Annotated in this window: 12 protein-coding genes; 3 read left to right on the top strand and 9 right to left on the bottom strand. The window is 36.3% G+C overall.

Annotated features, from left to right (window positions below; all coding sequences use genetic code 11):
- Positions 1 to 65 precede the first annotated feature (65 nt).
- The 8 genes from ABD792_RS04055 to gltB all read right to left on the bottom strand — a co-directional run bounded on the left by ABD792_RS04055 (position 66) and on the right by gltB (position 12,539).
- On the bottom strand, positions 66 to 1,925 hold the full coding sequence (locus ABD792_RS04055; RefSeq protein WP_345004522.1) for a SulP family inorganic anion transporter: 1,860 nt from the start codon (positions 1,923 to 1,925) through the stop codon (positions 66 to 68).
- A gap of 145 nt (positions 1,926 to 2,070) precedes the next feature.
- Complete coding sequence (locus tag ABD792_RS04050) at positions 2,071 to 2,739, bottom strand: DUF2490 domain-containing protein (protein WP_345004521.1); 669 nt, start codon at positions 2,737 to 2,739, stop codon at positions 2,071 to 2,073.
- Between the two features lie 22 nt (positions 2,740 to 2,761).
- Positions 2,762 to 3,391, bottom strand: a complete 630-nt coding sequence (locus ABD792_RS04045; protein ID WP_345004520.1) for a carbonic anhydrase family protein — start codon at positions 3,389 to 3,391, stop codon at positions 2,762 to 2,764.
- Positions 3,392 to 3,422: 31 nt separating this feature from the next.
- The gene (locus ABD792_RS04040; RefSeq protein WP_345004519.1) at positions 3,423 to 4,241 is read right to left on the bottom strand and encodes a universal stress protein; all 819 of its coding nucleotides are present in this window, start codon (positions 4,239 to 4,241) and stop codon (positions 3,423 to 3,425) included.
- A gap of 5 nt (positions 4,242 to 4,246) precedes the next feature.
- A complete protein-coding gene (locus ABD792_RS04035; RefSeq protein ID WP_345004518.1) occupies positions 4,247 to 5,839 on the bottom strand; it encodes a SulP family inorganic anion transporter in 1,593 nt (530 codons plus the stop codon).
- A 250-nt stretch (positions 5,840 to 6,089) separates the two neighbouring features.
- Entirely contained in the window at positions 6,090 to 6,380 is a 291-nt protein-coding gene (locus tag ABD792_RS04030; protein WP_345004517.1) for a hypothetical protein, read from the bottom strand.
- 176 nt (positions 6,381 to 6,556) lie between these two features.
- On the bottom strand, positions 6,557 to 8,020 hold the full coding sequence (locus ABD792_RS04025; RefSeq protein WP_345004516.1) for a glutamate synthase subunit beta: 1,464 nt from the start codon (positions 8,018 to 8,020) through the stop codon (positions 6,557 to 6,559).
- A gap of 4 nt (positions 8,021 to 8,024) precedes the next feature.
- Positions 8,025 to 12,539 carry a glutamate synthase large subunit gene (gltB, locus tag ABD792_RS04020; protein ID WP_345004515.1) on the bottom strand — a complete coding sequence of 1,505 codons (4,515 nt, stop codon included), beginning with the start codon at positions 12,537 to 12,539 and terminating at the stop codon, positions 8,025 to 8,027.
- Positions 12,540 to 12,996: 457 nt separating this feature from the next.
- Here gltB and ABD792_RS04015 point away from each other — a divergent pair, with 457 nt between their 5' ends.
- From ABD792_RS04015 to ABD792_RS04005, 3 genes are read left to right on the top strand one after another with little or no spacing between them, the layout of a single operon-like run.
- On the top strand, positions 12,997 to 14,007 hold the full coding sequence (locus ABD792_RS04015; RefSeq protein WP_345004514.1) for an outer membrane beta-barrel protein: 1,011 nt from the start codon (positions 12,997 to 12,999) through the stop codon (positions 14,005 to 14,007).
- Between the two features lie 29 nt (positions 14,008 to 14,036).
- Entirely contained in the window at positions 14,037 to 14,375 is a 339-nt protein-coding gene (locus ABD792_RS04010) for a P-II family nitrogen regulator (RefSeq protein WP_345004513.1), read from the top strand.
- A gap of 22 nt (positions 14,376 to 14,397) precedes the next feature.
- Entirely contained in the window at positions 14,398 to 15,621 is a 1,224-nt protein-coding gene (locus ABD792_RS04005; protein WP_345004511.1) for an ammonium transporter, read from the top strand.
- A 590-nt stretch (positions 15,622 to 16,211) separates the two neighbouring features.
- Here the strand turns inward: ABD792_RS04005 and ABD792_RS04000 are convergent.
- Positions 16,212 to 18,800 carry a phosphoenolpyruvate carboxylase gene (locus ABD792_RS04000; RefSeq protein WP_345004510.1) on the bottom strand — a complete coding sequence of 863 codons (2,589 nt, stop codon included), beginning with the start codon at positions 18,798 to 18,800 and terminating at the stop codon, positions 16,212 to 16,214.
- Between the last annotated feature and the right edge of the window lie 218 nt (positions 18,801 to 19,018).

The following is a 19,018-nucleotide window of genomic DNA, read 5'->3' as shown; positions in this document are numbered from 1 at the left end:
TAGAGTAAAAAGAGGGACTTTAGTCCCTCGTGTAACAAACCTATGGACTTTCAGTCCATAGTGGTTTAGTTACCATTAACATTGGTTTTAATCCAGGTCATACAAGACTTAAAATTGCCAAACAAATGTTCCCTGGGGATAAGATCAGGTATGATGTCAATGCGTTCCATCATGTATTTGGGTTGCCTTAATATACCTACCAGTAAAACAGAAATGCCCTCCTTTTTTAAATCAACCAAAACATCCTCCATAGCATATAATCCGGATTGATCCATATATTGCATGCGGCCCATCCTGATTATTACCGTCGAGGCTGTTTTAGGAATTTGTTTGGCGAGTTGCTGAAAATCACTGGTAGATCCAAAAAATAAAGGCCCTTTAATATGCTTTATAAAGACCTTGCTTTTTAGGCGGTCAGGGAAATTAATTTCGTCCTCCCATGCTTCTTCTTTAAGCGGTTTTACGTCCGAACGCTCCGCTGTTAGATCTCCTATCTTTTTCATGAACATCAAGGACGCTATAACAAGTCCAATACCTACGGCATATACTAAATTCCAGAAGGTGGATAGTAGTAATACGATAAGCATAACCAGAACTTCTGAGCTTAATGTAAAGGGTCCTACTTTTAGATCTCTTGGTAAACTGGGGATGGCTTTAAGACCTTTATAATCCATAACGCCAATACCAACGGTTATTAAAATACCAGCCAGTACAGCAGCTGGGATTTTAGAAGCAACCGGGCCAAGTGCTAACAAGATGAAAAGGAGCATAATACCGGCAATCATTCCGGAAAGTTTTGTTTTTCCACCTGCATTGATATTTACAACAGTTCTTATCGTAGCTCCGGCACCCGGAATACCGCCAAAAAAGGCTCCTATACTATTACCAATACCTTGACCAATTAGCTCTTTGTTGGGCTTGTGTTTGGTCTTTGTCATGTTATCTGCAACCACACTGGTGAGCAACGAATCGATTGCGCCAAGTAGCGATAGGGATAAAGCTGTAAAAATATAAGGCGTAATACTTTGTAAGCTAAAACCGGTTATGATTTCAATATTAGGAACTGGTAGGCCTGATGGGATTTCTTCAATGGGTCTGTAATCCAATCCAAACCCAAAAGCGACTCCAGATACAACAACCAAAGCAACGAGGGCACTAGGTATGGCTGTTGTAATGCGCTTAAAGCCATAGATTATTATAATTGTACTTATGGCTAAAATGACTTCTATCCAATTAATGTTTTTTAATGCTCTTGGAAGTACTTTTATAGTACCTAAAACTCCAGAAGCTTCATTGGCCGCTAAGGTTTTGGATTCTTTTAAAATATCATCTTGGGTAATATGCTCGGCTCTGCTTACCGTTTCTTTGAAGTTTTCCAAAACAAGAATCCCTTCGCCGGCCTCTTCCTTTAAAATGTTTTCAAGAATTATTTCTTCGGCATTGGCTTTAAATTGATTTACGTATTCTAGATCTTCTTTTGGATAGTAACCTAAGGTAGGGAGTATTTGGGTTATTAGTATAATAACTCCAATAGCTGTCATAAAACCAGAAACAACCGGGTAAGGAATGTATTTTATATACTTTCCCAAACCCAAAACTCCTAGACCAATTTGAAAAAGCCCAGACAAAAGAAAAACGGTTAAAATTGCAGGAAGTGCTTTGTTAACATCGCCATCGTTGGCAGCAATGATACCTGCTATTATTACCATGCTTACTGCGGTCATTGGTGCCGTAGGGCCAGAAATTTGAGTGTTTGTACCACCAAATAAAGCAGCAAAAAAGCTTAAGAAAATAGCGCCATATAAGCCGGCACTTGGACCTAAACCAGAAGAGACCCCAAAGGCTAAAGCTAAAGGTAAGGCTACAATACCAGCGGTAATCCCTCCAAAGGCATCTCCTTTAATGTTTGATAGAAAATTTTTCATAGTAATGATGTTCTTTGACTTTTCGAGGTTTAATTTACAAAAAACAAAATTAAGAGATGCCTTATAAAGGGGTAAGTTAATTTGCCATCGGGCTAAAGTGTTTTATATAAAGGAGTGATTTGATTTTAGATGATATGATAAAACTCTAAAAATTCACAAATGTTATAATGTTAATTTGATCTCGGCCAGATGTTTCAAAAAACTGGTTCATATAGCCTAATTCTAATTTGAAATTCTTACTAAACTTATAGCCTAAACCACCATACAGTCTATTTCGGTCAAAAATAGATGCTTTAGTGTTTAAGAAAATTTCGTTATAAGCTGAGATATAGGTTTTGTTGTTCGTTTCTGAAAATTTTAAAGGGATGTTAAGCCCTAAAAAATATCGGAATCGCATTTTAAAGTCGCTTTCAACGAAACGCTGTTCAAAGCGGTAACGATGGTTGAGTGATACACTCCCTATGGATTGCTTTGAGGTAAACTGTTGAAAAATGCGATGTTCATTAACAGTTATCTTCTCATTGGTGTCACCAAGGTAGTTTTCAGATAGAATGAAGCCATATCCTAATAAGGCATTTTGTTTATTACCATCGTTAAAAGTATAGCCTAAACCTGTTCTAAGGAGAAGCTGCTCTAAATCGCCTATGGCATCATAATTCCTATACTGTATTTCGTTATGGATGTTCCATTTGTCATTAACTTTTTTGTTGCCAATGTAAACCAGCCAGTTTCCCAAATTGCTTTCCTGTGCATTAATAAAAAAAGGTAGTGTTAACATAAAAGTTAACACTACCATATTTATTTTCTTTTTCATATTCTTTATCATGTAAAGGGTTTTACTCGTTGAAAGTAACTGCACCTGAATTGATATCGTACATAGCCCCTACGATTTTAATCTCACCATTCTTTTCCATTTCAGAAAGAATAGGGCTTTCTTGATGTATTCTGTCGATGGTTAATTTAACGTTCATATGCGATACCTCATCTACAAACTCTAAATTTTTAGAAGTTCTTTTTTCTGGATCTTTAGGTTCTGTTACGGCGTTAACAGCTGGTGTTATTTTTTCGATAAGCTTTGTTAAGTTACCCATTTCAGCATGATCGCAGGCGCCTTTTACGGCACCGCAGCTGGTATGTCCTAAAACAACAATAAGTTTAGTTCCCGCTAATTTACAAGCAAACTCCATGCTTCCTAAGATATCTTCATTAACAAAGTTTCCGGCGATGCGAACACTAAAAATGTCGCCCAGACCCTGATCGAAAACTAATTCGGCAGATACTCGGGAATCAATACAACTTAAAATGGTAGCAAAAGGGAATTGACCCTCGCTGGTATCATTCACTTGCTCCAATAAGTTACGGTTTGCTTTTAAGTTATTTTGAAATCTTAGGTTTCCTTCTTTTAAAAATTGCAATGACTTTTCAGGGGTCATTGTTGCTTGTGTCTCTTTTGTATGTGCTTTCATGATGTATGTTTTAAATGTTATTATTTTTTATTTAGACAAAAGTTGTCTTGTTTTCTGCTGAAAGAAGAACTGATACATTAAGTTCGTTTATCATAGTATTAATATCTTTTTTCAGGGTGTTATTGCTTTTAGTTTTAGTTCTATTAATATACAATAGGTTGACATTGCTCTTTTCTAAATAATTTGAAAGGGCTTCTATTGAATTGCTGCTTTGACCAAATACAAACTCTACGGTTTCAGTATCAATAGACAAATGGTCATCCGTTGTAGCGTTAAGGTCATCCACTATTTTAAATGATTTAATCGGCTTTTGGGTTTGTGATATTAAAGGTTTTAATACATCTATATCATCAATTAGGTTATTGCCGTTAAGAACCCCTAAATTTAATATTTTATTAGGGATAATTGTATTGTTTTCATTAGTAATTAAAATAGTGCCTGGATGGTACTTTAAAACATACTTAGTTAAGTTCCCGCCTGCCATTTTTAATAGTTTAGACTTTCTTTTGCCTATTACAATAATATCAGGTTGTTGCTCTTTAATATATTTTTTTATTTCATCCTTTATTTGACCTACGACAAATGAATAATTTACATTAACGCCAAAGTCTTTTGCAACCGATTGGGTTAGGGTTTCAAGTGTTTTATTAACTGTAGTGTATTTACCATTAATTTCGCGCATTGCAGACAGCTGATTGTCTTTTTTTACAACATCAATGGGGTTCTCTAAACATAATAAGCTTATTTCTGCATTAATAAGTTTGGCTAAACCAACCGAGCTATTTAAAGTAGTATTTATAGTGTCTTTTAACTCTGTAAATACTGCTATTTTATATTTTTTATTTTCCATGATCTTTAATTTAAACTTAAACTAGATTTAGGTCTTTCATTAAAGAACTGTATAAAACTTGTTGGGTTCTCTACTACACCACGTTTGGAAACAAGCTTAATATCAATATTTCGTTCTCTTGCTTTAAAAGCGAAGTCTTCTAATATTTCTATTATGTCATTGTCTAAATATCTGGTTTTTAGCAGGTTTAACTCTAGATGTGTGTCTTTTGGTAAACTGTCCAGTTCTTTTAAAATGGCTCCTTTGTTAAAAAAGGTAACTTCTTCGGCCAGGGTCATTTTTATTTTGTGTTTACCGTTACTTTTATCTTCAATATGAAGAAAATGGGAATTTTGGTAGCTCTTCAATAAAATAACAACTATGCCTACCGCTAGCCCAAGTCCAATGCCCCAAAGCAAGTCGATAAATACAATACCTAAAACGGTTACTGTAAAAGGTATGGATTGTTTCCATCCTAGGTCGTACATCTGTTTGAAAAGCTTAGGCTTAGCTAATTTATAGCCTACAATTAACAAAATGGCTGCCAGTACAGACAAAGGAATCATATTTAACAATCTTGGAATTAATATTACAGAGATGAGTAATAAGATACCGTGAATTATAGCAGACAATTTTGAAACACCGCCAGACTGAATGTTAGCAGAACTCCTAACAATAACTTGTGTAATGGGTAAACCTCCAATTAACCCAGATAATATATTACCTGTTCCTTGAGCTAATAACTCTCTATTGGTAGGTGTTACATTTTTATGTGGATCTAATCTATCGGTAGCTTCAACACATAATAAGGTTTCCAAACTAGCTACCAAAGCAATAGTAAAGGCTACAATCCACACATCTGGATTAAAGATTACACTAAAATTAGGGAAGCTAAATTGGGCTAAAAAGGAACTGGTATCTTCTGGAACGGGCACACTTACCAAGTGCGTCCCTGCTATGGCAAGAGTATCGTTCGATTGTGTTAATGAAAAGAAAATAATACCAACTACAACAGCTACCAGTGGCCCTTGAATTAATTGAAAAATTTTAGCTTTCTTGGTTAGTACTTTATCCCAAAGAATTAAAATAGCTAGGGCAATAAAACCTACAATCATTGAGCCTACGGTAATGTTGTCGGTTATATTTAGTATGGTTGAAAAGGTGTTTTCGCTAGAGGAACTAAAAAAGCTGTCGGCGCCTTCAGGTTCTGCATCGTAACCAAAGAAATGAGGGATTTGTTTTAAAATAATGATAATCCCTATTCCGGTAAGCATTCCTTTAATTACCGAAGAGGGAAAATAATAGCCTATAATTCCGGCTTTTAAAAATCCAAATAGTAGCTGGATTAAACCACCGAGTACAACAGCTACAAGAAAGTTTTCGTAACCGCCAAGAGTGCCAATGGCCGTTAAAACTATGGCCGCCAGACCGGCTGCCGGACCACTTACTCCTATTTTGGAACCGCTTAGACCTCCAACTACAATACCCCCAATAATACCAGCTATTAATCCAGAAAATAGAGGAGCGCCACTGGCTAAGGCAATTCCTAAACACAAAGGTAGCGCGACAAAAAATACAACTATACTCGCAGGTAAGTCGTTTTTAATGGTTTTAAACATAAATATAATAAGTTTTATACCATATTATAGTATGGCTATGACAACTTTGAAAAAGGACACAAATTCTATATGTATATGATTTTTTTAAGAAAATTTGTGTGCGTTCATGTTGTTTTCTTTTAAAATTATAGAAAAGACAACATTTTTAATCCAAAGTAATCCAATACAATAACTGGTATCGATTTTTAATTAAAATGAGTTGATAATTTAGACTAACATATTTGTTAAGCCTTGTAAACCTAATTGTAATTTAGATGCGTTCTGGAGGTGGAGAAATTAAATTGAGGTGGGGGATAGGGTAATTTTTAAAACGATACCCTAAATGAAGTTGATTTTTTGAGTCATCAAAAGTACTATAATCATTAGCTTCGAGGGAAAACGTTAGCTCTCCTTTTTTTGATTTGCCGTTTTCTTCTTCTTCAGCCATTGAATAAAAAATAGATGTATCGATTGTATCATCAAGAGCAATAATAATAGAAGGCGCTACAATGAACCCCATAAAAACTACTGTGAAAAATATTGCTATTGATTTTTTGTACATAAATTTTTTAAAAAAGCAAATATAGTATATAAGGTTTTTGAAACTGTTAAAAAATTTCTAAAAATTAAAATGTAATAGTTTTAAAGGTTGATTTTGGTTTAATGGATACAACTTTTTGAAACATAATAGTATAAATTACCCCCTAATACATTGTCATATATAGGGGGTAAATGTTGTTATAAGGCAACTAAATCTCCCGACATGTCTTTTGAAGCCAAATCGGATTTGCCCATTAAATAAATATCAACTTGTCTAGCAGCTTCACGGCCTTCTGAAATAGCCCAAACAATTAATGATTGTCCTCTGCGCATATCGCCAGCGGTAAAAATGTTAGGAATATTAGTTTGGTATTTGCCGTATTCGGCTTTGTAGTTAGAACGCGCGTCTTTTTCTATCCCTAACTGATCTGCTAAAGTACTTTCTGGACCTGTAAAACCTAGAGCAAGAAGTGCTAAGTCACATGGCCATGCTTTTTCAGTGCCTTCAACTTCAATTAGCTGTGGACGCTCGCCAGGCACCATTTTCCATTCTACATTAACAGTTTTTAGTGCTGTTAATTTTCCATTGGTGTCTGTTACGAACTCTTTGGTGTTGATGAGCCAGTTTCTTTCAACACCTTCTTCGTGAGAAGAGGATGTTTTAAGTTGTAGCGGCCAGAATGGCCAAGGAGTTGTTGGCGATCTGTGTCCTGGTGGTTTCGGCATAATTTCAAAATTTGTTACCGATTTTGCACCTTGACGATTCGAAGTCCCTATACAGTCAGATCCAGTATCACCTCCACCAATTACAATAACATCCTTATTGGTAGCTAAAACTTGATCTTTAACTTCCTTGCCAAATACTACTTTTGTTTGTTGCGTTAAGAAATCCATTGCCTGTACCACACCATCGGCATCAATACCTGGTGTTGGTAAGCTTCTTCTTTCGGTAGCACCACCACATAGTACAACGGCATCAAAAGTCTTTAACTCTTTTACATCGTAATTAACACCAACATTTACGTTTACTTTAAAAGAGATGCCTTCTGCTTCTAGGATAGCAATACGACGGTCTATAATTTCCTTTTCTAATTTAAAGTTAGGGATGCCGTAGCGTAATAAGCCACCAATTTCATCGTCTCTTTCAAAAACAGTTACTGTATGGCCTGCACGATTTAATTGTTGAGCTGCAGCTAATCCTGCTGGTCCAGATCCTACAATAGCAATTGTTTTTCCTGTTCTTGTTTTTGGCGGTTGTGGTTTAATCCATCCCTCTTTAAAAGCACGTTCAACAATATTCTTTTCTATATTTTCAATAGAAACGGGGTCTTCTATAATTCCCAGTACACACGATTTTTCACATGGAGCTGGACATAAACGCCCAGTAAACTCTGGAAAATTGTTTGTTGAGTGCAGTATCCAAGAGGCTTTTTGCCATTCGCCTTGGTGAACCATATGGTTAAAATCCGGGATTAAATTCCCTAGTGGACAACCGCTATGACAAAATGGGATGCCACAGTCCATACAGCGTGATCCTTGTTTTGTGATTTCAGACTCACTTAAGGATACTGTAAATTCTTTATAATGTTTTACACGGTCTTTTACAGGCGTGTACGCTTCATCTTGTCTTTCGAATTCTTTAAAACCTGTTACTTTTCCCATTGTATTATGCTGTTGTTAATTCTTCTACCATTTGTTCCTCAGTTTCTAAACGTTTCAATGCACGTTTGTATTCGATTGGCATGATTCTAACAAAATTGTTTAAACTAGTATCCCAATCGGCTAATAATTCTTTTCCGCGTTTACTACCCGTGTAAAGAACGTGTTTTTCGATTAATGCCTTTAATTCTTTAGCGTCTTCAGACAAAATGTCCTCAAACTCTATGGTTTCTGTGTTGCATAATCCGTTTTCAAGCTTCCTTTCAGGATCGTAAACATAAGCAATACCACCACTCATGCCAGCCGCAAAGTTTCGTCCTGTATTACCAAGAACAATAACTTTTCCTCCAGTCATGTATTCACAACAGTGGTCGCCTACACCTTCTACCACAGCTGTGGCACCAGAGTTTCTAACGGCAAAACGTTCTCCCGCTATACCATTAATGTAAGCTTCTCCTTGAATAGCTCCGAACAAACATACGTTCCCTACGATAATATTATTTTCGGCAATAAAATCTGCTTTAGCTGGCTTTTTAACAATTAATTTAGCGCCAGATAAACCTTTGCCTAAGTAATCGTTGGTATTGCCCTCAACCGTAAACGTTAGTCCGTGTGCACCAAAGGCACCAAAACTTTGTCCTGCCGAGCCTGTAAAATTGATATTTAAAGTATCATCTGGTAAGCCAAGATGTCCGTATACCTTAGAAATTTCATTACTTACAATAGCACCTACAGAACGGTTTGTATTGTTAATAGGGTATTCTAAAGTCATTTGTTCCTTTCTGTACAAAGCTCTGTGGGAGTCCTTTAATATTTCAAAGTCAAGTACGTCTTGTAAATCGTGATCTTGTTCTTCTGTGTTCTTAACGACCATATTGCTGTACTCTGCTGGTCTGTGTAGGATGGAAGATAAATCCAATCCTTTAGCTTTATAATGCTTAATAGCTTTATTGGCATTAATTTTATGGGTTTGCCCTATCATTTCGTCCATAGTTCTAAAGCCTAACTGCGCCATGATACCTCTTAATTCTTCAGCTATATAATAGAAGAAATTTATCACATGTTCTGGTGTTCCTCTAAAGTTTTTACGCAATTCTTTATCCTGAGTTGCAATACCTACAGGACATGTATTTAAATGGCATTTACGCATCATAATACATCCTGAAGCAACTAATGGGGCGGTTGCAAAACCAAATTCTTCAGCACCTAATAAGGCAGCAATGGCTACATCACGTCCGGTTTTTAGCTGACCGTCGCATTCTACCACAATTCGGCTTCTTAGTTTGTTTAAAACTAAGGCTTGTTGCGCTTCTGCCAAGCCAAGCTCCCAAGGTAATCCTGCATGTTTTAGAGAGGTAAGAGGAGAAGCTCCTGTCCCTCCGTCGTAACCAGATATAAGTACCACATCTGCTTTGGCTTTAGAAACCCCTGCTGCGATAGTTCCAACGCCAACTTCTGAAACAAGTTTTACATTAATTCTTGCTTCGCGGTTAGCATTTTTTAAGTCGTATATCAACTGTGCTAAATCTTCAATAGAGTAGATGTCGTGATGTGGTGGCGGTGAAATTAAGCCAACAAAAGGAGTGGAATTACGAGCTGCTGCAATCCATGGTAATACTTTTTCACCTGGTAATTGTCCTCCTTCACCGGGCTTGGCGCCCTGTGCCATCTTTATTTGGATTTCTTTAGCATTAGTAAGGTAATGAGAAGTTACGCCAAATCGACCAGAAGCAACTTGTTTGATTGCCGAGTTGCGGTTGTCGCCATTAATGTCTGGCTGGAAACGTTTTCTGTCTTCGCCACCTTCACCAGAATTCGATTTACCTCCTATACGGTTCATGGCAATGGCTAGGTTTTCGTGCGCCTCTCTGGAAATGGATCCATAAGACATTGCACCCGTTTTAAAGCGTTTTACGATGGCGGTCCATGGTTCTACTTCTTCTAATGGAATCGGGTCTAAATTATCGAATTCGAATAGACCTCGGATGGTCATTAGGTTTTCCGATTGTTCGTTTACAGCTTTAGAATATACATCGTAGCTGGCTTGATCGCTTAACCTAACAGCCTGTTGCAGTTTAGCAACGGTTGTTGGATTAAACATATGGCGTTCGCCATTTCGCCTCCATCTGTAATCGCCTCCTATATTTAAACCTAAACGTTTGTCTATGTATTTGTCGGGATACGCATATTTGTAGCGTTCGTTGATTTCTTTTTCAATTTCATATAAACCGATACCTTCAATTCTAGACGCTGTATAAGGGAAGTATTTTTCAACAAATTGAGAATTAAAGCCGACGATTTCAAAAATTTGGGAGCCTCTGTACGAATGTAGTGTAGAGATTCCGATTTTGTTCATGATCTTTAAGAGTCCTTTTCCTATTGCTTTGTTGAAATTATCGACTGCTTTTTGTTCGTCCAGATTCTTGATAAACCCTTCTTTTACTTGCATTCTGATAATTTCATTTACCATATAAGGGTTAATGGCACTAGCGCCATAGCCAAATAGGGTAGCAAAATGATGAGGTTCACGTGGTTCGGCCGATTCAACAATAATATCAAAATACGAACGCTTACGCAAACGGTTCATTTGGTGGTGCACATACGAACAAGCCAATAGTGAAGGTATAGGTGCAAATTGTTTGTTTACGCCTCTATCTGATAAGATGATAATGTTCGTGCCTCTTTCAAGTGCTTTGGTTACTTGAAGAATAATATCTTCAAGGGCATCTTCAAGACCATTTAGTCCTTTTGATTTTTCGTATAATATTTCAATGGTTTCAGCTTTAAAGCCTTCAACTGAAATGCTTCTGATTTTTTCTAAATCGGCATTAGAGATCACCGGATTTTGGATGCGTAGCTTTCTGCATTGTCTTTCGGTAATGCTAAAAATATTTCGGTCTTTACCAAGTGCTAAACTAATGTCGGTAACTATTTCTTCGCGTATACCATCTAAAGGTGGGTTGGTAACCTGCGCAAATAGTTGTTTAAAATAGTTGGAAATGAGCTGAGGTCTATCGGATAATACTGCTAAAGGGGTATCGATACCCATAGATCCTAAGGCTTCTTTTCCGTTTTGGGCCATTGGGGAGATAACTTCTTGAATGTCTTCGAAGGTATAGTTGAACAAACGCTGTCTTGTTTTGATGTCGATGGTCTCAATAGGACAGGTTTCATTGGTGTAAGGTACATCTTTTAAGTGTAGTCTTGTTTTGTCTAACCATGCCTTGTAAGGCCTTTCGGAAACAATTTTGCTCTTAATCTCTTCATCATTAATAATGCGACCTTCATTCATGTCTACCAAGAACATTTTACCAGGCTCTAACCTACCGTGGCTTTCAACATCTTCTGGAGCAATATCTACCACACCTATTTCTGATGCCATAATTAATTTACCACTTTTGGTAACAGAATATCTGGAAGGTCTTAAACCGTTACGGTCTAGTAAGGCGCCAATGTAGTCTCCATCTGTGAAAGGAACTGATGCTGGGCCATCCCAAGGTTCCATGATGCAGGCATTGTATTCGTAGAACGCTTTTCTTTCATCCGACATGGTTTTGTGCTTTTCCCATGCTTCGGGAATCATCATCATCATGACCTCTGGCAAGGATCTTCCGGTATGAGTTAATAGTTCCACGACCATATCCATAGAAGCAGAATCTGATTTCCCTGGAAGTATGATAGGGAACAATTTGTCTATTTGCGGACCGAAGACATCGCTCTTCATGATTTCTTCGCGAACACGCATTCTACTAACGTTACCTCGTAGCGTGTTTATTTCGCCATTTTGACAGATGTGTCTAAAAGGCTGAGCCAATTCCCATGTAGGCATGGTATTGGTAGAAAACCTTTGGTGTACCAAGGCCAAGCGTGTTACTAAATCTGGTTCTAAAAGGTCTTTGTAATATGGGCCAATATCTTCGGGCATAATAATGCCTTTGTATATTAATGTTGTAGTTGATAAACTAGGAACATAAAAATAGTTGTTTTGGGACATTTTAGAAGCATATATGGCGTGTTCTGCTATTTTACGGCCTGCGTACAGCTTGGCTTTGAATGTAGCTTCGTCTATGTCTTCTGTTTTTCCTATGAATATTTGTTCTATTCCAGGTTCTGAGGCTAATGCAATTTCTCCTAGCTGTGAGGAGTCTACAGGGACATCGCGCCAACCTAAAACAGCTAGTCCTTGAGCTTTTATTTCTTTTTCAAAAATTTCTTTACAGGTTTTGTACTGATTTTTATTTTTAGGTAGAAAAATCATTCCAACAGCATACTCTCTAGGTGCTGGAATTTCAAAATCACATACTCTGTTGAAATATTCGTGAGGGATATCAATTAGTAATCCTGCGCCATCACCAGTTTTTCCGTCTGCACTTACACCGCCCCGGTGTTCTAATTTTACCAGAATTTCTAAAGCATCATGTATGATTTGATTTGTTTTCTCTCCTTTAAGGTTACAAATAAAACCTGCGCCACAATTTTCGTGTTCAAATTCAGGTAAATACATTCCTTGTTTCTGCAACATAATCAACAAATTATAAGTTTAAAAATTAGCCTTTAACAGCGAAGATATGCAGTAGAATCCAAATAACAATAAGGGGTAATCTATTATTTCGATTTTAGGAGCTAAGTGAATATAAAAATAATTATATATCAATAATAAAGCGGTTTTTTAGCAAATATTCAATCGATAATATTTAGCTATAAATGCGAATTTGTGAATTAAAATTAAAGAAAAGTTGCTTTTGTAAAAATAAAAGCATCAAAAAACTGAAAAAACTAATAATAATTCAAATAACTAGATTGTTGAAAAATCAAAAAATCAAAAAATTATCTAAATACCCATAAAAAAATAGGGGTATAAATATGTTTTTTATAAAAATCAATTCTTGACCCCTAATTTTTAGGGGGTGTAAATGTTTTTTGTATAGTTTTACTCCGAATTCAAAGAAAATTAACCAATAACTGTAAATTAAAACATTATGAAAAGAATTATCACACTTTCAATGCTTTTTGTGGCAACAGTATTATTTGCTCAAGAAGATGAATCTAAAAAGTCATTTAATATTGGAGGAAGCATTGATGCATATTATAAAACAAATTTAACGTCTTCCGACAGAGCTGTTTTCGGTGATAATGGCGACGAGTTTCAGTCTTTTGGAACTTCATTTGCGAATAAGACAGGATTTGCATTAGGTATGGCAAATTTGGTAGCGTCTTATGAGGGCGGTAAAACTGGTGCTGTTGCCGATGTGGTATTCGGTCCACGAGGACTTGGAGCTGTTGGGGGCGATGATGGCATTTTTGTTAATCAATTATATGCTTACTGGAATGTATCTGAAAGTACTACCTTAACTTTAGGACGCTTTAATACCTATTTAGGTTATGAGGTTATTTCGCCGGTAGGTAATTTTAACTACAGTACCTCGTACTTGTTTTCTAGCGGACCGTTTTCGCATGTTGGGTTGAAGGCAGATTTTGCACTGTCTGAGGATGTTAGCTTAATGTTGGCTTTTATGAATCCAACAGATGTTAACAATAACTTTACCGGAGATTACGGTTTAGGGGCTCAATTAGGTTTTGCGGGTCAATATTTGAACTTCTATTATGATTCTGGAGTAGTTCTAGGTTTCGAAATTGATTATACTGGAGGTTTTGACCTGTCTGAAGATTTCTTCTTGGGGATTAATGGTGCCTATGCCGATAATGATGGTAATGGTTTTTACGGAGCTGCTTTGTATCCGCAATTGGCAACTTCTGAAGATTTTTCAATAGGACTAAGAGGCGAGTACTTTAATTGGATGATGGATGGAGCCTCAGATGAGCCAAGTGTATTTGCATTAACACTAACAGGAAGCTATACTTTAGAGAATTTAATTATTAAGCCAGAATTGCGTTTAGATAGTAATTCTGATGAAGTATACTTTGATAATGATATGGCGCCTACAAAAAGCTTAGCAGCTTTTACATTGGCAGCTATTTATTCATTTTAATCTAATTAACTAAATAAAATAAATGAGTCATGAAAAAAATTGAAGCAATTATTAGAAAATCTAAATACAATGTAGTGAAAAATGCACTGCATGAAGTAGGGGTGAACTTTTTCTCTTACTGGGATGTTACCGGTTTGGGTAATGAGAAGGAAGGCCATGTGTATAGAGGTGTTTCTTATAGTACTAGTGACATTCAGCGTCGTTTTTTATCTATAGTAGTTAATGATGATTTTGAAGAAGTGACAATCAAGGCAATTATAGATTCTGCTGGAACTGGCGAAGTTGGAGATGGTAAAATATTCGTTTCAGACATCACGGAATGTTATAGAATAAGAACAGGAGAAAAAGGAGGGGAAACCTTAAAATAATAATCATCAAACACTATTAATTATGGAATTACTTACAACAAATAATGTATGGATGATGATCTGTACAGCACTCGTTTTCTTTATGCATTTAGGTTTTGCATTTTTAGAAATTGGGTTAACAAGACAAAAAAATACAATAAACATACTTTTTAAGAATATTTTTATCATAACAGTAGGGTTGCTGCTTTATTGTTTGGTTGGGTTTAATTTAATGTACCCTGGAGAATTTAATGGAATCTTTGGTTTTGCAGGATTTGGATTGGATTCACCGTTAACGGCTGAAGGCGCTTTAGATTTGGCCTATAATGAAGGGTATACATATTGGACAGATTTCTTGTTTCAAGGGATGTTTGCGGCAACAGCAGCGACTATAGTTTCTGGAGCAGTTGCTGAGCGCATGAAAATAGTGCCTTTTATGATATTCACTATTATTTATGTTGGGTTTGTTTATCCTATTGCCGGTTCATGGAAATGGGGTGGAGGATTCTTGGATGAAATGGGATTTTATGATTTTGCAGGTTCAACGCTAGTGCACTCTGTTGGTGGATGGGCTGCTTTAATAGCAGTGTATTTGTTGGGGTCTCGTATTGGCAAGTTTAAAGATGGAAAGCCTCAGGCAATTCCAGGGCATAACATTCCGTTAGCTACTGCTGGCGTATTAATACTTTGGTTAGGATGGTTTGGTTTTAACGGCGGTTCTGTGCTTTCGGCAGATCCAGAATTAACATCAATTACCTTGGTGACTACATGTTTGGCTGCGGCTTCTGGTGGTGTGGTCTCCATGTTGGTGTCTACTGCTCTTTATAAAAACTTGGATTTAACAATGTTTTTAAATGGAATACTTGGAGGTCTTGTAGGTATTACTGCAGGGGCTGATGTTATGACACCAACAAGTGCGATAATCGTAGGTGCTATAGCTGGAGCGCTTATTGTGTTTGCTGTGACTTGTGTGGATAAATTAAGGTTGGATGATCCTGTTGGAGCTATTGCGGTTCATTTAATTTGTGGTATATGGGGAACATTAGCTGTTGGGATATTCTCTACAAATCCAGACCATAGCTTTTTAACGCAGTTAATAGGAGTTGTGTCGTATGCTGCTATTTGTATAGTATCATCATTTATAATAATATTTGTTCTTAAGAAAACAATGGGAATCAGAGTTTCTGAAAAAGAAGAATTAGAAGGTTTAGATGCGCATGAGCATGGTATGGATGCTTATCCTGATTTCAGGCTAAATGAGCACTAATTATGTGAGTTTTTAGTTAAGTGGAAAATTAAGAAAGAGGCTTGTGTTTGCAAGCCTCTTTTTTGTTTAATACATTTCGTTTGCTTCTAAGATGATACAGTGTAAAATTACCTGAGTTCGATTAATCGAAAACAAACAAATTACTGAAAATAAGATAAATGAAAATTGTCAGGTCGAGCGCAGTCGAAACCTTTTTCAAAATATCGATTCCAAAAAAACCTCGACAGTGCTCGGGGAGGCATTGTCGGTCTTCATTTCAACAACATAGTGTTAATCAGGTGCTTAATAATTGAACTCAGGTGAAATTGGAAGATTTTGGAGAACAGTATTTATGTCTGTTATTTTTGTGGTTGGAGAAAGGTTTAAAATTTTAAAAACGACCTGTCAACAGATGGTCTGGTATTTTTTTTGTAAACTAAAATCTTTTCGGGGTTTATAGAGTAGACGACCAGATTTTAAATATCTATTTGTTTGTATTTGATAATGTTCTTTAAGTAAAGAGCTTATTTAAATAAAAAAAACAAAGCCTTCATTAATGTGAAGGCTTTGTTTTATGTGTAGAATTTAACAAAAATGCGTAGAACCCAAAATTAAGCGGAGTTTCTACTGGCATTAATATTACCGAATAGCGAACGTGTTACAATCTTTTCAAAGATCTTGATCTGTTCGGTGTCTTTAACGCCTTCTTTTTCCAGTTCTTGAATCTTTTTGAGTGCATATTGCTGTATGGTAAGCAAAGGCAGTACAATAGATTCCCTAACCTCAATTGAGGCTTTGCCAGAAGGTTCGTTTTCCATTAGTTCTTTGTATCCCGTTAATTTTAAGAGAAGCTTCTTGGTGGTAGTATACTCGCTGTAAATAATATTCCAGAATGCTCCAAATTCCTCGTCTTTAGACATGTATTTTGTTAAATCGAAAAACGATTTTGTTAAGGACATCATACTGTTTTCCAATAAGGTTTTGAAGAATTTAGAGTTTTTGTATAGTTGTTCTACTTTGTAGAACTCACCTCTATCTTCGTATGCTTTTAAAGCAGTGCCTACACCGTAAAACCCAGGGACATTTTGCTTTAATTGGCTCCAAGAACCTACAAATGGAATGGCTCTTAAATCTGAGAAGATCAATTTGTCAGATTTAGAACGTTTAGAAGGTCTGCTGCCAATATTGGTTTTAGCGTAATATTTTAAAGTACTCATGCGTTCCAAGTAAGGAATGAACATGGGGTGGCTTTTAAAATCTTTATAGGTTTGGTAGCTCGTTTCAGCAAGATCGTTCATAACGGCCTTGTCTTCTTCAGACATGGCATGCTCGTCTTTCCTTAGGCGGTTTAGAATCCCCGAACTTATAAGTTGCTCTAGGTTGTACTGAGACGAATCTAAAGTTCCAAAGTTCGAACTAATAGTTTGTCCTTGAATGGTAAGTTGTACTTCTTTATCTTCAATAGTAGGGCCTAATGAGGCGTAGAACTGATGTGTTTTTCCGCCTCCACGGGCTGGTGGTCCACCACGACCGTCAAAGAATATAGCTGTAATGTCATATTTCCTTGACATTTCAGTAAGTAGTTCTTTTGCTTTGAAAATTCCCCAGTTGGCCATTAAATAACCGCCGTCTTTGGTGCCGTCAGAAAAGCCAAGCATTATAGTTTGCTTCATGCCCCTGCTTTTTAAATGTTCCATATATACCGGGTTTGTATAAAGCTGCTCCATAACGCTAGGGGCATTTTCTAAATCGGGTATGGTTTCAAAAAGAGGAACAATATCTACAGTTAAATCATCTTTAAATGCTGTTAGCTTTAGCATGCTAAAAAGCTGCATAACGTTTAAAGCTGTTTGATTGTTGCTTATAATGTATCTGTTTGCGCCTTTCTCTCCATTGGAGTTTTGAATTTGTTTTATAACCTCGATAGTCTTTAAAGTGTTAAAAACCATTTCGTCTTCAAAGGCATTAATGTCGATATTTGCATCTTTGACTTCCGATAGTATTTTTATTTGATCTTCTTCCGATAGGTCATGGTAATTTTTAGGGAATAAAGGATGTCCGGTTTCAATTAAATGATCTATTACGGTAGAGAAGACTTTGTGGTGAATTCTGCTGTCTTGACGTATGTCTAAAGAAGCAAAATGGAAACCGAACAAATGAATTCTGTTTATTAGGCTATTAATGTCATTAACATATAGCGATTGATGTTCTTTTATGAGAACTTTTCTAATGCTAAGCAGTTCGACAAGCAGTTCTCTGCATTCAATTGTTTTTTCGGTGTCTAAATTAATGCTGTAATTATAAAGTATGGTCTCTAAACGTATAACCCGTTCTTCAACGCCTCTAAAAGTAAGCTTGCGTCGAAGATCCTTAAGATCGGCATAATACTTTTTTAAAGCAGCTTGTTTAAGTTTTGAAGCAACTTTTAAGGTTGTGTCGGGTTTTACGAATGGGTTGCCATCACGATCACCGCCTGGCCAAAACCCAATATTGATAATTTCGTTATGTTTTTTACCATCGTCGTATACATTTTGCTGTATGTAGTTGTAAATATTACCAAATGACTGGTAAAATACATTTTCTAAATACCATATAAGGCTAACCGCTTCATCGTATGGCGTCGGTTTCTCTCTTTTAAAGAATGGCGTTTTACCTAGTTGCGCAAACAAATTGTTTATTTGGGTTAAGTCGTTTGCTTTAATTGCTTCCGTTAAGTCTGTTATAATCCCTAAAACAGAGCCAGGGTAAAACTGTGTTGGGTGTGCCGTAAGCACAATACGAACTTTAAATTCTTCAAGGTATTTTCGCAGTTCTTCCAGTTTGCCTTCAGAAATTGCAGATCCTTTAAGGTTTCTTAAAGTACCGATGCCTTCCATGTTATTTACAACAGGAAATGCAGCGTCTTCAATAGCATCAAACAACACAACTTGTCTTTCAATATATTGAATAAACCTAAATAATAAATTTATTTGGCTTTCCTTGGTACGTCGCGCCTGGTATTTTTTAAAGAAGGTATCGACTATTGTTGTTGGATCATCGCCTTTAGCAAATCCTTTTTTACAAGTTTCATGGAATAAGGGTAGTAAAACACCTGTTTTTGTAATTGTGTCAAAGGGTAAGGTCATAAATATACTATTGTATATTTGATATTTGGACAGTACGCTTTGTTTAAATCGTTTTAATTTTGGCTCTATAGACATAATATCGATTTGATCAAATTAGCCATAAAAATAGTAAAGCTTAAATTAAGGAATGCAAAACACTTCAAGTTTTATCAATTTATGTAGTATATCGAACTCTAACTAAGAATAATTAAAAAATTAACCACTATCGTTGCCGCTTTTTTATTGGTTTTTTAGGCAGGTAAGGACCAATCTTTCTTTTTAATTTTTAAATAGAACTATGAAATGCCCATTAG

The organism is Snuella lapsa, from assembly GCF_039539345.1.
Classification (GTDB): domain Bacteria; phylum Bacteroidota; class Bacteroidia; order Flavobacteriales; family Flavobacteriaceae; genus Snuella; species Snuella lapsa.
This window is presented reverse-complemented; position numbering and strand designations above follow the sequence as displayed.

Excerpts from the sequence above, each read along its gene's own strand:
- ABD792_RS04055 (WP_345004522.1), bottom strand. The coding sequence starts at position 1,925 with ATGAAAAATTTTCTATCAAACATTAAAGGAGATGCCTTTGGAGGGATT.
- ABD792_RS04050 (WP_345004521.1), bottom strand. The coding sequence starts at position 2,739 with ATGAAAAAGAAAATAAATATGGTAGTGTTAACTTTTATGTTAACACTA.
- ABD792_RS04045 (WP_345004520.1), bottom strand. The coding sequence starts at position 3,391 with ATGAAAGCACATACAAAAGAGACACAAGCAACAATGACCCCTGAAAAG.
- ABD792_RS04040 (WP_345004519.1), bottom strand. The coding sequence starts at position 4,241 with ATGGAAAATAAAAAATATAAAATAGCAGTATTTACAGAGTTAAAAGAC.
- ABD792_RS04035 (WP_345004518.1), bottom strand. The coding sequence starts at position 5,839 with ATGTTTAAAACCATTAAAAACGACTTACCTGCGAGTATAGTTGTATTT.
- ABD792_RS04030 (WP_345004517.1), bottom strand. The coding sequence starts at position 6,380 with ATGTACAAAAAATCAATAGCAATATTTTTCACAGTAGTTTTTATGGGG.
- ABD792_RS04025 (WP_345004516.1), bottom strand. The coding sequence starts at position 8,020 with ATGGGAAAAGTAACAGGTTTTAAAGAATTCGAAAGACAAGATGAAGCG.
- gltB (WP_345004515.1), bottom strand. The coding sequence starts at position 12,539 with ATGTTGCAGAAACAAGGAATGTATTTACCTGAATTTGAACACGAAAAT.
- ABD792_RS04015 (WP_345004514.1), top strand. The coding sequence starts at position 12,997 with ATGAAAAGAATTATCACACTTTCAATGCTTTTTGTGGCAACAGTATTA.
- ABD792_RS04010 (WP_345004513.1), top strand. The coding sequence starts at position 14,037 with ATGAAAAAAATTGAAGCAATTATTAGAAAATCTAAATACAATGTAGTG.
- ABD792_RS04005 (WP_345004511.1), top strand. The coding sequence starts at position 14,398 with ATGGAATTACTTACAACAAATAATGTATGGATGATGATCTGTACAGCA.
- ABD792_RS04000 (WP_345004510.1), bottom strand. The coding sequence starts at position 18,800 with ATGTCTATAGAGCCAAAATTAAAACGATTTAAACAAAGCGTACTGTCC.